This window comes from Photobacterium sp. GJ3, from assembly GCF_018199995.1.
Taxonomy (GTDB): domain Bacteria; phylum Pseudomonadota; class Gammaproteobacteria; order Enterobacterales; family Vibrionaceae; genus Photobacterium.
This window is the reverse complement of record NZ_CP073578.1, coordinates 1,193,386-1,206,466: the sequence shown is the minus strand read 5'-3', so window position 1 is coordinate 1,206,466 and position 13,081 is coordinate 1,193,386. Positions and strand designations below refer to the sequence as shown.

Genomic DNA, 13,081 nt, shown 5'->3' with positions numbered 1-13,081 from the left:
CTTTGAAGCTAATTGTAAAGGTTGGTCTATGGAGTTTCGGAAAGGGCGTCACTGTGTATTTTTGATGCACGTACACCTCATATTTATCACTAAGTACCGAGGCAAAGTGTTTACTGATGAGCACCTACAAACGATGCGGGGCATAATGGAAAAAGTCTGCGCTGACTTTGAAGCGGAGATCACAGAGTTCAACGGAGAGCAGGACCATGTTCATCTCCTGGTGAACTACCCGCCTAAAGTGGCTATATCGAAGTTGGTTAATAGCCTGAAAGGCGTATCCAGTCGGAGGTTGAAGCAACACCACCCCGAGTTGCATAAGCCAGCGTACCTGAAAGATGCTCTTTGGTCGCCAAGCTACTTTGCTGGCTCTGTTGGTGGTGCTCCGATAGAAGTGTTAAAACAATACATCGAACAACAAGATAGGCCGCATTAAGCTGCTTCGCAGCTTGCGCTATCCTTCTCCGCCCTACAAGGACGGAGCTTGTCGTGTTTTTTGGTCATATCAACACGGCCGGGCACCACATTAGAAGCATTAGGCTGTACATTTATCTTCCCTACTGTGGCAACCAGATATTCTGGTTGCTTCAGCCATTTTTGCGCATTGTCATTGACGGTTGCGATAACCTTAGCAGCTGCAGCAAGCGCATCGGCACGAATATCCATGGGTGTCGTACCGGAATGATCCGGTCTGCCATGAAAACTCATGTCGACCCGGGTGATGCCAACAATATTCGTCACAATGCCGATTGGCAGTTGTTCCGTTTCTAATACCGGTCCTTGCTCAATATGCAATTCAAAAAAGCCCGCGACATCACCAGGGGCCATTAAAGGCTGATTGAGCTCGCTGCTATTTCCACCGACCCGCTGAATCCCTTCCGCAAGTGTTGAACCATCGGGAGCAGTGTATTGCAGCATGTCTGCTGACAGATCACCGGTCAGCGCCCGACTGCCAACCCGAGACAAGCCATAATCGCTCGGCTCTTCGGCCAGAAAGTCGACGACGACAAACGTTCGGTTGAGCTCAATATGGTTTTCTTTCAGAGTACGAGCAACTTCCAGTGCCGTTAATACCCCGGCAATCCCATCAAAACGTCCGCCATCCGGAACGGTGTCACTGTGGGAGCCCGAAACAATCGGCGGTAACTCCGGGTTTCGTCCGGGATATTGACCCATTAAATTCCCACCGGCATCCACTTCGACCTCTAGTCCTGCATCGATAAATTGGCGCTTCAGCCATTCCCGTCCCTGTAGAAACATCGGCGAAAAAGACCGACGGGTATATGGCTGACCTGGCTCCGTATATTCGGCCAGCTTTTCGATGCTTTCCCATAGTCGCGTCTTATGAATCTGAACTGACATGATGAATCCTTACATTGCTGTTGCTGAAGCAGGTTACGCGCTTTTTATCGTATGCTGAGGACGAACAAAGGTGCCGTAACCGGCCTGCGCCAGAACATTTTCACCATCCCATACCTGTTGGCCTCTGAGGAAAGTTGCTTGTACCTGACCAGCCATTTCCATTCCATGAAACGGGCTCCACTCAGCAGCGCCATGCTGTTTGGTCTCGTCAAAAATGAAAGGCTCAGGTGACAAAACAGTGAAATCTGCATCACTACCGACTTGAATCGCCCCTTTTTGCGGATAAATACAGAAATGTTTCGCCACATTTTCAGACAACAGCTTGGCGACCACAGGGATTGGAATATGACGTACCACACAGCCGGTATAAAAAGCGGGTAACAACGTTTCCAATCCCGGCATGCCAGAAGAATTACTGAGGAAATGCCCCTTCTGTTTGCGATCCAGACTCCAGGCGACATGATCTGAAGAAACGAAATCCACATGACCCTTGGCGATACGTTGCCACAATTTTTCTTTCTGCTCGCTCGGACGGATTGGGGGGCCTTGTTTGATCTGGGCACCGAGATGCGCCATATCTTCTTCTGAAAACATGAGATATTGCACGCAAGTTTCAATCGAGACTGAATAGTTCAGGGCTTTATAGGATTCACAAATCTCAAAGCCCCGGTCCAGAGAACAATGAACAACATGAGCCCGGCAACGACTTTCCACGCCGATTTCATACACCTCATTGATGGCCAGTGTTTCTGAAATCGGCGGACGGCTGAGACCGTAGCTGGTGTAATGGTTATTGCCGCTGGCGTTTACACATTCAATCGCATGATCGACCACTTCCTGATTTTCGTTGTGGACCCCGCATGCCAGCCCGGAAGGCGCAACAATACGAAAAGCCTCGAGCATGTCGTAAGGTGCAATACGAGCAAAGCGCTTCGGATCCGTTTCATACTGAGACACTTTAAAACCGCAGGCACCCGCATCGATCATCGGTTGAATTTCGCTCATGCCATCCTGTTTTGCGATGGTGCCGTAAAGTGCTACATCTACGTGGGCATCGCGTTCAACGATATCCACTTTCTGCTTAAAAATTTCTGCAGTCGTTACCGGGATAGGTGAGTCGTAAGGCATATCGACAATGGTCGTCACGCCACCAGCCGCTGCCGCACGAGTCCCCAGACCGATGCCTTCCCGACCGGCTTGGCTGCCCGTATGCACCTGACCGTCAATGATACCCGGCAAAACCCACTTTCCTTTTGCATCAAATGTTCGTGAGGCCGAACCTTCAAACCGCTCCCCAATTTCAGTGATTTTACCGTCAGTGACACTGACAAATCCGTTTTCAATCACGATATCGGGTGTAACGATATTACCGACGATCACTAAGTCGACGTTGCTCATTTTAACCTCCTGTTACGACTGGTAGGTTCAGTCCTTCCTGAAAACATGATCGGGTATGTCACACATGCTCTAGTTATGTGACGGTTTAGCATTTGCGATTTTTGTGTCAGCGACGATGGTCAAGCAGTGAAAGCCCACAAATTAATAAACATATCAATACTATGAGAATGGTACCCTGAACTCAGGCACTTCGCGTTAATGCAATGTTAATCAACTGTAGCATTCAGCATTAATAATGTCGTATAGTTTATTTCAGCAAGAATAAAACTTCAGGTTATAGGATGAATCTAAGACAACTGGAAATTTTTCGTGCCGTCATGGCGGCAGGGACCACAAGTGCTGCAGCATATGATCTCGGGGTTTCTCAGCCTGCCGTCAGTAAGACCATACGGCATACCGAGTCGAGCTTAGGGATCATTTTGTTCGAGAGGATGAATGGCCGCCTCGTGCCCACTGAAGAAGCACAGAATCTATATCGTGAAATTGCGCCATTGTTTCAGTCACTTAAATCTGTACAGGATCGTATTTATGATATTCGTGATGCCAAAGCAGGCAGAGTGCGTCTGGTCGCGATACCCAGCATGGCGAACTCAGTCATTCCTCATGCAATCAAGGCCTTTCAAACCGCTCGCCCCGGCGTACAGATTTCTCTGGATATTCGCCGAATGGAAGACATCATCGAACATATCGAAACCAATATTGCCGAAGTCGGTGTCGCTGTCACCTTCTCAGAACGACCATCCGTTATTGCTCGCCCGGTTCATATTGGCAAGATGGTCTGCGTTATCCCTCAAGATCACCCACTCGCTGAACTGGATGTGATTCGACCGGTAGATTTGAAAATGTATCCGTTTATCGCAATGACACGGGGGACGCCAATGGGCAAATTAATTGAGAAGGCCTTTGTGATGGCCGGAGAAACGCTGAAGTGGACGGTAGAAACTCGATTTTGTAATACAGCTTGTGCATTGGTTGAAAGCGGCGCTGGTGTCGCGCTGGTCGATGAATACGTTATCAATGCTGGTAGCTATCACGGCCTTGTTGTTAGACCCTTTATTCCCAATATTCCGATCACCGCGTACGTGCTGTATTCCAAAGACAGGCCACTTTCTAATGTCGCCAAGCTTTTCATCCGTTCTCTGGAAGAAAAATTTCTGGAGTATGCCTCTGTGAGCAAGTCCGTCGGTCAGGTCACTGAATCATGATCGAGTCTGCCTGGAATAACTAATAGTTATGCCATCCAACTTTATTGGTATTTGATTTCCTCTTGAAAAAGTTGAAACCTTAAAGAGTTATCAGCAGCGAGGGTTTTATGGTCATGCAGGTCAGTTTACTACCAGCCAGACAGCCGAACGATATGAACTTCACGCTCTGTAATTCTCTTGCGGCTTTCCTCCACTAGACGGTAGGAAAGCGCATCCAGTCATTCGATTAAGGACTCAACATGGCACTGAATACACAGGAAGTTGTTCAACAGAACATAGAGGAAAAGTTGCAGTCGCTTGGGATAACTTTACCAGAGGCGTCCACGCCACTGGCAAATTTCGTCCCTTATGTCATCTCGGGGAGCCATGTGTTTATTTCAGGTCAGGTTCCTTTGGAAAACGGCCAAGCCTGTTTTGTCGGTCAAGTTGGTGACACGATCAGCCCGGAACAGGCTTATCGTGCAGCGCAGTTGTGCGCAATCAATATACTGGCTCAACTCAAAGCCGCCTGTGACGGCGATTTGAGTCGGGTAAAGCGCATTGTTCGTTTGGGGGCTTTGTGAATGCCACCCCTGAATTTACCCAACACTCTGTGGTGATCAACGGGGCCTCTGACTTATTTGCTGAAGTGTTTGCTGACAAAGGCCGCCATGCCCGCGCAGCGGTAGGGGTTAGCTCTCTGCCCCGAGGCGTCTCTGTCGAAGTTGAAGCGGTGGTTGAAATTGAATCATCCACCAAAGATGACAACAGTTCAGTCTCATGAGAATCTGATGCAGGCTGAACACGATGACAGAGGCTGTAAGCTATGAAAATCGTCGTCTTGGGTGGAGGCATTATCGGTGTCACAACCGCCTATTTCCTTGGCATAAAGGGCCATCAGGTCACGGTTATCGATGCGGAAACATCGGTGGCGAATAAAACCAGTTTTGCGAATGGCAGTCAGTTAAGTTATTCCTATACCGATGCTCTGGGATCGCCATCAATGATCCCAAAACTGCCACAATTAATTCTCGGACAAGACCCGGCCTTTACCATTCACCCCTCTTTCGATCCGCAGCTGCTCGGATGGGGGACTCGTTTTCTGCGCAACTGCACGGCGAAGCGCGAGTTAGACAACTCTCAGGCTGTTTTTCATTTAGCGATGCATTCTCGCCAGGTGCTGCATCAATTACTTGACGAGCGTGTCATTGATTTTGATCACCGCATCGCAGGCAAATTGCGGGTTTTCTCTCACCAGAACGATCTCCGGCAGGCAATCCTGCAATCGAAGTGGAAACAAGAACTGGGATGCCCGATAGAATGTCTGGATGCCACGGAAACGTTGAATCAGGAACCAGCACTCAAGCAGATTGCAGCAGACGTTGCGGGTTCAATTTATTCGCCACTGGATGAAGTGGGTGATGCATACCGGTTTGCAACCTCGTTGGCGGAAATATGCCATCAGGAATACGGTTGCAAATTTTTATTGGGTCATCGGGTTGAGCACATTCACCGTGTTGGTCATCGAATTCAGCATATACTTACAGATAAAGGAAAAATTGAAGCAGACGCTTATGTTTTTGCTTTAGGTGCACACAGTCCGTTACTGGCAAAAACCATCGGGGTTAAAATTCCGATTTATCCGATCAAAGGCTACAGTATCACCGTCCCTGCCCTTTCAGGCGCGCCGCAAATCAGTGTGACCGATTCGGCTCATAAAATGGTGTACTGCACTCTGGGTGACAAATTGCGCATTGCAGGCATTGCTGAGTTAATCGGATATGATGAAACGGTTCGACATCAGAAAATTGAGCAGTTGCTGAATCTGGCCAAAACGCGTTTTCCCAAAGCCGGTGATTACAATCACCTGCTGCATCAGTGGAGCGGTCTACGGCCTTCAACACCACAAAGTTCACCTTTATTGGGACGCTCTAAGCTGGATAATTTATTCCTCAATACCGGCCACGGAATGCTGGGCTGGACGTTAGCATGTGGCAGTGCCGAAATTGTTGCGAACATGATTGATGGCGGAAGTGAGATGCCGATGAATCTCCAAAAGCGAATGACTTCGCTCGAACGCTAGCCACTCTTTGCTTTGGGTGACTGGCTCTTGACTGCCAGCGACAATCCTCCGGTCAGCAACCTTCTCACTCAGTTGGGTAACGCTGACCGGCCTTTTCCAGCGTATGATTTGGAGCAGCCAGTGAATCTCAGCGGGTGAGTCAATGTTCCACCAGCTGATCGATCAATGACACTCTTTTCATTCGTTGCCGAATTTCTATTTTACCAATCAAAGTAAGTTAACGATCAGAAATAGCGCAGGAAAAATGTTTGAGAACAAGGCAGATTTTTTAGATAAGTCGTGATTCTACAATCCAAAAATATAACGCCGTTATCGAACATTTGAACAAGCTAGGATGACCCGTGATTGACTGCGATTGATATTAAACGTTGTCGGCAAGACGATCCTCTCTCCAACTCATTCACTTTCTTATCTGTTGATAACCATAAAAACAATTCCAATCGTCAAGGCAATGCTCGATATATATCTGCATCAACCAATATTGGTTTACACGACGAAGCGACCGTCATGACGCCAAGCCTGCTTCATTGCAATGTTTTGAATGTCGCGGCGCTTTCTGCGTGGCACCTGATGACACATCGAGTGGCCAATTCATACACCAATGAAATCGCCCCTGAATTTTGCCTTATATCAAGGTCAATATTCAGGGGCAGGCGAATAAAAACTATATATATGGTTTACGCGATGACTTCTGGGAGCCAAAGTGCAATCTGAGGAAATAGAATCAACAGGATCAGGATCGCGATATCCACCAGTAAGAACGGCATGCAACCTTTATAAACCTGTTCCAGTGAAATATTCATCCCCTTGGGTATCGCGCCTTTCATCGCAAATACATTCAGTCCTACAGGTGGTGTGATTGCACCGATTTCAGTCAGTTTCAGAGCGATAACACCAAACCAGATTGGATCGTAGCCGAGTTCCATAATGATAGGCAGTACAATCGGCAATGTGAGCGCGTAAATACCAATAGGCACCATGACCATTCCTAACACAAACATGATCGCCAAAATGCCCAATAAAATGGCAAAGGGTGGTACATCCGCATGCTGTAACAGCATCGTCATTTCGGTTGGCAGGCGTGTAACCGCGAGGACCCGGCTGTAGAACAGTGCCCCAATATTGATCAGAAACAGCATCGCTGTCACACTGGCCGCTTCTTGCATCGAGAAGTTCACCTGATTCAGGCCTTTAAAATTCTTGATGAAAAATGCCAACCCTAGCGTCACCAATGCCCCCGCAGCAGCCGATTCGGTTGGTGTGAAAATTCCGCTGTATAATCCACCCAGTACGACAACAGCAATGACGATCACCGGCCACATTTGCATGACTTCATCCCTTCTGCGAGGATGAACGCCAGCCGCACCGACAGACTGGGGATGCGAACTCGGTAAATCACAATCATTGGGTGCCAATGCTGGATTGCGCTTCACCATAAAAATAATTAAAGCGGCATAGGCAACAATGGTCATCAAGCCAGGCAGGATTCCGGCCGCGAAAAGTTTACCGATGGACTGCTGAGTGAACAGCGCATAAATGATCATCATCATGCTAGGCGGGATCATCGAGGCGAAAGTGCCTGCAGATGCAATGCATCCTATAGATAGCGCTTTATCATAGCGAAGGCGGTTCATTTCGGGTAAAGCCATCTTGCCAAAGATTGCAGTCGTGGCAATTGACGAACCAGAGACTGCGCCGAAGATACCGCAACTCAAGCAGGTAGCGACCATCAATGAGCCTGGAATACCCCGACTTAGCCCATGCACCCCTTGATAAGCCAGTCTCGCTAGCCCTCCGTTTGAAGCGAATGCCCCCATCAGGATAAAGAGTGGAATTGCGGTCCATGTCGGTGAGGCAATCGAAAAATATGCCGCCTGCCCCATTAAGGAAATGGAACTATCAAATCCCAACATGAAAAAACTGGAGATAAAACCGGATAATAAAAACGATAAGCCGATTTGCACACCTAGTGCCATAAAAAACAGCAGTGAACCGATGCAAATAAGTCCGGCGGTCATAAAATCCATGCGCCGATTCTCCTTTATTGAATAAACAGTCTGAATTTAAAGTAATTCATCATTGATAGGGTCTTCAGTTTTTTCTTCTTCAGAGGATTTGGGAGAAAAAAGATTCATCATGGTTTGAATCAGGAAGAAGACCATCCCGAAAATCATGACAAACTTTGTTGGCCAAATGGGCAACTCGACTGTGCCTTCTATCGCATCTCCGGATTCATAAGAAGACCAGGCATCCAGAGTCACGGCGTAAAACAACAGTCCTACGGCGATCACTGCAAGCAGTTGAGCCAGAAAATTAACTTTGCGTTTTGCATTTCCTGGCAGCATATTGAGGATAAATTCCAGCCGAACATGCTCGGAGCGTTCCTCGCAACGGGCTAATCCAAGATAAATCACAATCATCATGACGAAAACGCTCACCTCGGCACTGCCTTGAATCGGTGCGCCTAACGTCCGGAATACAACATCACAGACTAAGATCAGCATCATTATCAACATCAACCACCCGGTAAAGCCGGAGAGGGCCCGATTCATAGCGCTCACTACTTTTTCCATGATTCCTCCGTGTAACAGCAAGAAAACCGTTCCCGATTCAGCCAATTGCCTTCCAGAGAACGGTATTGACGATAGCGTTTATTGCTGTATAGCTACTGCGTGAATTTTACGGACTTTTTCCATAATCTCAGCCGCATCGGTCAAACCAGCCTTTTTGGCCTCTTCGACCCACTGATTCTGTAATTCAGTGAGTTTCTCTTTGTTTTCCCATAGCGCGAGGTCTTCATCAGACATCTCAGTCAAGGTATAACCAGCGGCTAATTGCTCACGCTTAATTTTTTCGTATTCCGCATCCCAGACGGGGGCGAATTTCTGTTCGGCAATTTTAGAAGCGTTCAGGATCGCTTCCTGAACTTCTTCAGGCAGACGATTGAAAAACCGGATGTTGGCAACATGAATAAAAGGTGCCGGGAACCATAACCGCTTCGACATCAGCATATGGGGTGCAACTTCATCAAATTTCATTGCATGCAGACCATCATAATTGGTAAAGACACCATCAATCGTTCCGGTCTGCAGAGCCACATAAATATCTCCCCATGGAACAGCCACTGGAGAAGCCCCTACAGCTTGCAAATAACGCAATAGCCATTTCCCTCCGGCACGCCACTTTTCAGACTTGATATCATGGATGCTGGTGACTGGATTCACACTGGCAAAGGCACCAGGAAGTCCGGCGGTGAGCATGAGAGGCATCACACCCGCTTTGGCCAGTTCAGCTTTCAACTCTGGGACTTCTTCATAGGCTTTACGATACAACCAGACTTGTTGTTCAAATGTATTGGGGCCTGTTGGAAACATCGAGAAGACTGAGTGTGCAATCAAACGTTTGGGGTAATGGCCGGGATAAACAAAGCCCATTTCCGCAATGCCGTCACCAACGCCTTTCAGAGATTCTTTGGAACTGAATAGAGTCCCACCAAAAAAATCCTGAAATTTCACTTTTCCGTCTGTCTGTTTTTCTATCTCATTCAGCCAAACGTCTTTAATAAACTGTGGTCGCATACCGCCAAGCGGATCGTGGTCAACATATTTAACTGTCGCAGCGTTGGCTCCACTACTCAGTATCCCCAACGCAGGGATCAACAGACAAACGGTGCTCAGCATTCGGGCTTTGTGCCGAAATGTACCGAGAAGACAACGATATACCGATGGTGTACGGATAGCAGGTTTCTTCTTTTGTAGGAAATACATCTGATTTCTCCATAGTTTGAAATGAGTAGCCTCTCTTCAGGACCGGCCACAGTCACTCATGGCAATTACATACTCTTTACAAATTTAATATTTCACTAACTGACAACTGTATCAAATACTAAAAAGGTCATCATCTATTCATTTTGGTTATACCTGTTATTCCGTAAATCAATCATGTTTTGTTGCGTGATCTGCGGTATAGCTTCAGCCTGGTCTTAAGAATCTGCCATGGGATATCCATTGCCATATGGGCGATAAGGTCATGATTGTATGGCGTAATTAACGCCTTCGTGAAAGTTTCGCTCGTCAAATTGCATGAGCGGATTGCTATAACCTAATGGACTACAAATGACCAATAATGGCATGCGACATGACTACTTTTATGTCGTAAGATTTTTTCATCCAGGAATCGTTCTCAGCTCTGAGAGCAACAAAACGACAACAAAGTAGTAATAACGAATGCGAGGATCCTCACCATGTCCAGAATGATTACAGTGGGAGCCGCTCAGCTCGGGCCGATACAAAAAGCAGAAAGCCGCACTTCAGCGGTTAACCGAATGATTCAATTAATGGAACAAGCGCGTCGTAAGCAGTGCGACCTCATCGTTTTTCCTGAATTGGCGCTTACCACATTTTTCCCCCGCTATCTGATGAAAGATCGTGATGAAATTGAACAGTGGTTTGAACGTTCAATGCCAAACGAAGTCACCCAGCCTCTGTTTGATGCCGCGCGGGAGTTCGGCATGGGTTTTCACTTGGGCTATGCAGAACTGGTGGAAGAACAGGGTGAAACCCGCCGTTACAACACCGCAATTTTGGTAGATAAAAGCGGCACGATTGTCGGTAAATACCGTAAAGTACATTTACCTGGTCATGCCGAATATGAAGACGAAAGGCGCTTTCAGCATCTGGAAAAATACTACTTTGATGTGGGCAATACCGGTTTTAATGTCTGGCGAACTATGGGGGGTGTTCTTGGAATGTGTATCTGTAATGACCGTCGCTGGCCTGAAACCTATCGTGTGATGGGACTTCAGGGTGTTGAGATGGTTGTGCTTGGCTATAACACCCCCTCGACCAATGGCAAAGTTGAACAGGATCCTCATCTGCGCATGTTCCAAAGCCGCCTGTGTATGCAAAGTGGCGCCTATCAAAACAGCACTTGGGTTGTCGGAGTGGCGAAAGCAGGCACTGAAGATGGGCATCAGCTGTTCGGAGGAACTTGTATTGTTGCTCCAACAGGAGAGATTGTCGCTCAGGCTCAAGGTCTTGGTGATGAGTTGATCGTGGCAGATTGTGACTTGGATTTGTGTCTTGAAGGCAAGGAAAATATGTTCAATTTTACGGCCCATCGTCGGCCGGAGTATTACCAATTGATCACAGAGCAAGCTGGCGCAGTCCCCCCAGAAGAATGATATGGGTGCAACAAAAAAGAGCACTGAGCTCCCGATTCAAGTTGACACAAAACCTATGGCACTGATTTTCAGTGTTTCGCGCAACATCCTGTGACCTGAAATGACGATGAATTCAGAACAACAAGTCCGTCAAGGTGTGCTGTATGCCATTGCTGCACACACGATGTGGGGAGTCGCTCCCATTTATTTAAAGGCAGTGGATCAGGTTAGTCCGGCCGAGATTCTTGCCCACCGGGTGATTTGGTCTTTTGTATTACTGGCCCTGCTGCTGCATTTTGGCCGCCGTTGGGGACAAGTGATCGGGATGTTGCGCCACAAACCGACCCTAATCTGTTTGCTGTCCACCTCAGTGCTGATTGGTGTCAACTGGCTGACTTTAATCTGGGGAGTGAATCATCACCACATGCTGGATGTCAGTCTGGGTTATTATATTAATCCTCTGCTGAACGTTATTCTGGGCATGATTTTCTTTCAGGAACGATTACGTTCATTTCAGTGGCTCGCTGTGGGGCTCGCTGGTATCGGTGTTTTCATTCAGTTAATCGCCTTTGGTTCCATCCCCGTGATTGCCATCGTCATTGCATTAAGTTTTGGTGGTTATGGCTTGCTGCGAAAGAAAGTGTCGGTCGATTCACAAGCCGGGCTATTTATTGAAACGATGCTCATGCTGCCTGCCGCGATGATATATCTGTTTGGCTTTGCCAATTCATTCACCAGCGATCTGACAACCAACAGCTGGACACTGAACTTGCTACTTTTCTTTGCCGGCGTGGTGACTACCGCACCACTTCTATGTTTTACCAGTGCAGCAACCCGCATCAAACTATCGACGCTGGGTTTTTTTCAGTACATTGGTCCGAGTCTGATGCTATTACTGGCTGTCGGCGTTTATGGCGAATCGTTCAGCTTGGATAAAACGATAACTTTTGGTTTTATCTGGACATCACTGGTGATTTTCAGCATCGATGGCTTCTATCAAAATCGCAAATCCCGTCAATCTCAACCTGCGGCTTGAATTGATGTTGAGAGCCTTTCAACAAGGAAAGAGAGCAAGGTAACGAACTTTTAATTTGAATTCGAATGAACATGCGAACACTTTTCACAATGTGAACCCACACAGGCTTCTGCCCTGAAGGATCCCCTCATCAATACGCCAATACGTCACCGTTTTTCCTGATTTCCCGAAGAAACAGCAATGCGCTCTTGAGTATGTCCCGTTTTCTTAATCGGTATCCGCTGTGCCGCAGAACCTCTGCTCCCAACCGGATGACCGACAGAACGTTTCGGGTGCAAACGGTATTCGCTTGAAAGTGTTTTTGCCAACCTTTAGCTCTCGCCATCAAACCCACCCCCAAAGAACCAATTGGAGGAGCTGCGCTATCAGCAGCATGATGTCGCATCGCTTCGGACAGCGTGTACGGCTTTGTCTCAGACCAAGGCCATAGAGCGGACTTTTTAAATCCCGGAAGGTTTCCTCTATCTGCATGCTTTTCCGGTACAGCTTCACCAACTGAACGGGTTTAATATCTGAAGCTGGTAAGTTCGTTGCTAATACCCAAGCTTCCTTTGCAGACCGACTGTAGCTGGCCGAACTCGGATGGTAGCTGTTCGTCGTGGCTGACCGCTGACTTTTGCGTCCTTTCATTTTTGCGCGGTAGAGGGGCTTTGTTAATGATATGGAAGAGGAAGAAGAGCGCGAATCAGTGTATCGGCACACTCGCTATGAACGTGTTAGCCACGCCTTATCTTTTCCCAATAGTTCATCAAGGTAACCAAGGAGGTTAGGCAACCAAACAACTAACTCCAGCAACATCGTTGCAAAAGCAATCGCAAATAATTTGTGATGGCTTTGTGCAACTTGCCTCGGATAGCTTT

Annotated in this window: 12 protein-coding genes and 1 pseudogene; 7 read left to right on the top strand and 6 right to left on the bottom strand. The window is 47.5% G+C overall.

What is annotated here, in order from left to right; genetic code table 11:
- Positions 1-28: 28 nt before the first annotated feature.
- Positions 29-433 carry an IS200/IS605 family transposase gene (tnpA, locus tag KDD30_RS05360; protein WP_211647659.1) on the top strand — a complete coding sequence of 135 codons (405 nt, stop codon included), beginning with the start codon at positions 29-31 and terminating at the stop codon, positions 431-433.
- Here tnpA and KDD30_RS05355 read toward each other — a convergent pair.
- Together KDD30_RS05355 and KDD30_RS05350 are read right to left on the bottom strand one after the other, a co-directional pair.
- A complete protein-coding gene (locus tag KDD30_RS05355) occupies positions 430-1,359 on the bottom strand; it encodes a hydantoinase/carbamoylase family amidase (RefSeq protein ID WP_211647797.1) in 930 nt (309 codons plus the stop codon). The genes tnpA and KDD30_RS05355 overlap by 4 nt on opposite strands.
- 33 nt (positions 1,360-1,392) lie before the next feature.
- Positions 1,393-2,757, bottom strand: a complete 1,365-nt coding sequence (locus tag KDD30_RS05350) for a dihydroorotase family protein (RefSeq protein WP_211647795.1) — start codon at positions 2,755-2,757, stop codon at positions 1,393-1,395.
- Positions 2,758-3,038: 281 nt separating this feature from the next.
- On the opposite strand from KDD30_RS05350, the gene KDD30_RS05345 reads away from it, so the two are divergent.
- The 4 genes from KDD30_RS05345 to KDD30_RS05330 all read left to right on the top strand — a co-directional run bounded on the left by KDD30_RS05345 (position 3,039) and on the right by KDD30_RS05330 (position 6,024).
- Entirely contained in the window at positions 3,039-3,962 is a 924-nt protein-coding gene (locus KDD30_RS05345) for a LysR family transcriptional regulator (protein ID WP_211647787.1), read from the top strand.
- 239 nt (positions 3,963-4,201) lie between these two features.
- On the top strand, positions 4,202-4,525 hold the full coding sequence (locus KDD30_RS05340; RefSeq protein ID WP_211647785.1) for a RidA family protein: 324 nt from the start codon (positions 4,202-4,204) through the stop codon (positions 4,523-4,525).
- On the top strand, positions 4,522-4,725 hold the full coding sequence (locus tag KDD30_RS05335; RefSeq protein WP_211647783.1) for a RidA family protein: 204 nt from the start codon (positions 4,522-4,524) through the stop codon (positions 4,723-4,725). The genes KDD30_RS05340 and KDD30_RS05335 overlap by 4 nt, the downstream gene beginning before the upstream one ends.
- Before the next feature lie 42 nt (positions 4,726-4,767).
- Complete coding sequence (locus tag KDD30_RS05330; RefSeq protein WP_211647781.1) at positions 4,768-6,024, top strand: D-amino acid dehydrogenase; 1,257 nt, start codon at positions 4,768-4,770, stop codon at positions 6,022-6,024.
- Positions 6,025-6,701: 677 nt separating this feature from the next.
- Here the strand turns inward: KDD30_RS05330 and KDD30_RS05325 are convergent.
- From KDD30_RS05325 to dctP, 3 genes are all read right to left on the bottom strand, one after another.
- The gene (locus tag KDD30_RS05325) at positions 6,702-8,051 is read right to left on the bottom strand and encodes a TRAP transporter large permease (RefSeq protein WP_211647779.1); all 1,350 of its coding nucleotides are present in this window, start codon (positions 8,049-8,051) and stop codon (positions 6,702-6,704) included.
- A gap of 36 nt (positions 8,052-8,087) precedes the next feature.
- Entirely contained in the window at positions 8,088-8,597 is a 510-nt protein-coding gene (locus KDD30_RS05320) for a TRAP transporter small permease (RefSeq protein WP_211647777.1), read from the bottom strand.
- Between the two features lie 78 nt (positions 8,598-8,675).
- Entirely contained in the window at positions 8,676-9,704 is a 1,029-nt protein-coding gene (gene dctP, locus KDD30_RS05315; protein WP_211647776.1) for a TRAP transporter substrate-binding protein DctP, read from the bottom strand.
- Positions 9,705-10,267: 563 nt separating this feature from the next.
- Between dctP and KDD30_RS05310 the strand changes: the two genes are divergently transcribed.
- Positions 10,268-11,206, top strand: a complete 939-nt coding sequence (locus tag KDD30_RS05310) for an N-carbamoyl-D-amino-acid hydrolase (RefSeq protein WP_211647775.1) — start codon at positions 10,268-10,270, stop codon at positions 11,204-11,206.
- Between the two features lie 100 nt (positions 11,207-11,306).
- Positions 11,307-12,221: an EamA family transporter RarD gene (gene rarD, locus KDD30_RS05305; RefSeq protein ID WP_211647774.1), complete on the top strand. Its 915-nt coding sequence runs from the start codon at positions 11,307-11,309 to the stop codon at positions 12,219-12,221.
- A 219-nt stretch (positions 12,222-12,440) separates the two neighbouring features.
- Here rarD and KDD30_RS24460 read toward each other — a convergent pair.
- Positions 12,441-12,869, bottom strand: a pseudogene (locus KDD30_RS24460) (transposase); the annotation flags it as partial.
- Between the last annotated feature and the right edge of the window lie 212 nt (positions 12,870-13,081).

Excerpts from the sequence above, each read along its gene's own strand:
- tnpA (WP_211647659.1), top strand. The coding sequence starts at position 29 with ATGGAGTTTCGGAAAGGGCGTCACTGTGTATTTTTGATGCACGTACAC.
- KDD30_RS05355 (WP_211647797.1), bottom strand. The coding sequence starts at position 1,359 with ATGTCAGTTCAGATTCATAAGACGCGACTATGGGAAAGCATCGAAAAG.
- KDD30_RS05350 (WP_211647795.1), bottom strand. The coding sequence starts at position 2,757 with ATGAGCAACGTCGACTTAGTGATCGTCGGTAATATCGTTACACCCGAT.
- KDD30_RS05345 (WP_211647787.1), top strand. The coding sequence starts at position 3,039 with ATGAATCTAAGACAACTGGAAATTTTTCGTGCCGTCATGGCGGCAGGG.
- KDD30_RS05340 (WP_211647785.1), top strand. The coding sequence starts at position 4,202 with ATGGCACTGAATACACAGGAAGTTGTTCAACAGAACATAGAGGAAAAG.
- KDD30_RS05330 (WP_211647781.1), top strand. The coding sequence starts at position 4,768 with ATGAAAATCGTCGTCTTGGGTGGAGGCATTATCGGTGTCACAACCGCC.
- KDD30_RS05325 (WP_211647779.1), bottom strand. The coding sequence starts at position 8,051 with ATGGATTTTATGACCGCCGGACTTATTTGCATCGGTTCACTGCTGTTT.
- KDD30_RS05320 (WP_211647777.1), bottom strand. The coding sequence starts at position 8,597 with ATGGAAAAAGTAGTGAGCGCTATGAATCGGGCCCTCTCCGGCTTTACC.
- dctP (WP_211647776.1), bottom strand. The coding sequence starts at position 9,704 with ATGCTGAGCACCGTTTGTCTGTTGATCCCTGCGTTGGGGATACTGAGT.
- KDD30_RS05310 (WP_211647775.1), top strand. The coding sequence starts at position 10,268 with ATGTCCAGAATGATTACAGTGGGAGCCGCTCAGCTCGGGCCGATACAA.
- rarD (WP_211647774.1), top strand. The coding sequence starts at position 11,307 with ATGACGATGAATTCAGAACAACAAGTCCGTCAAGGTGTGCTGTATGCC.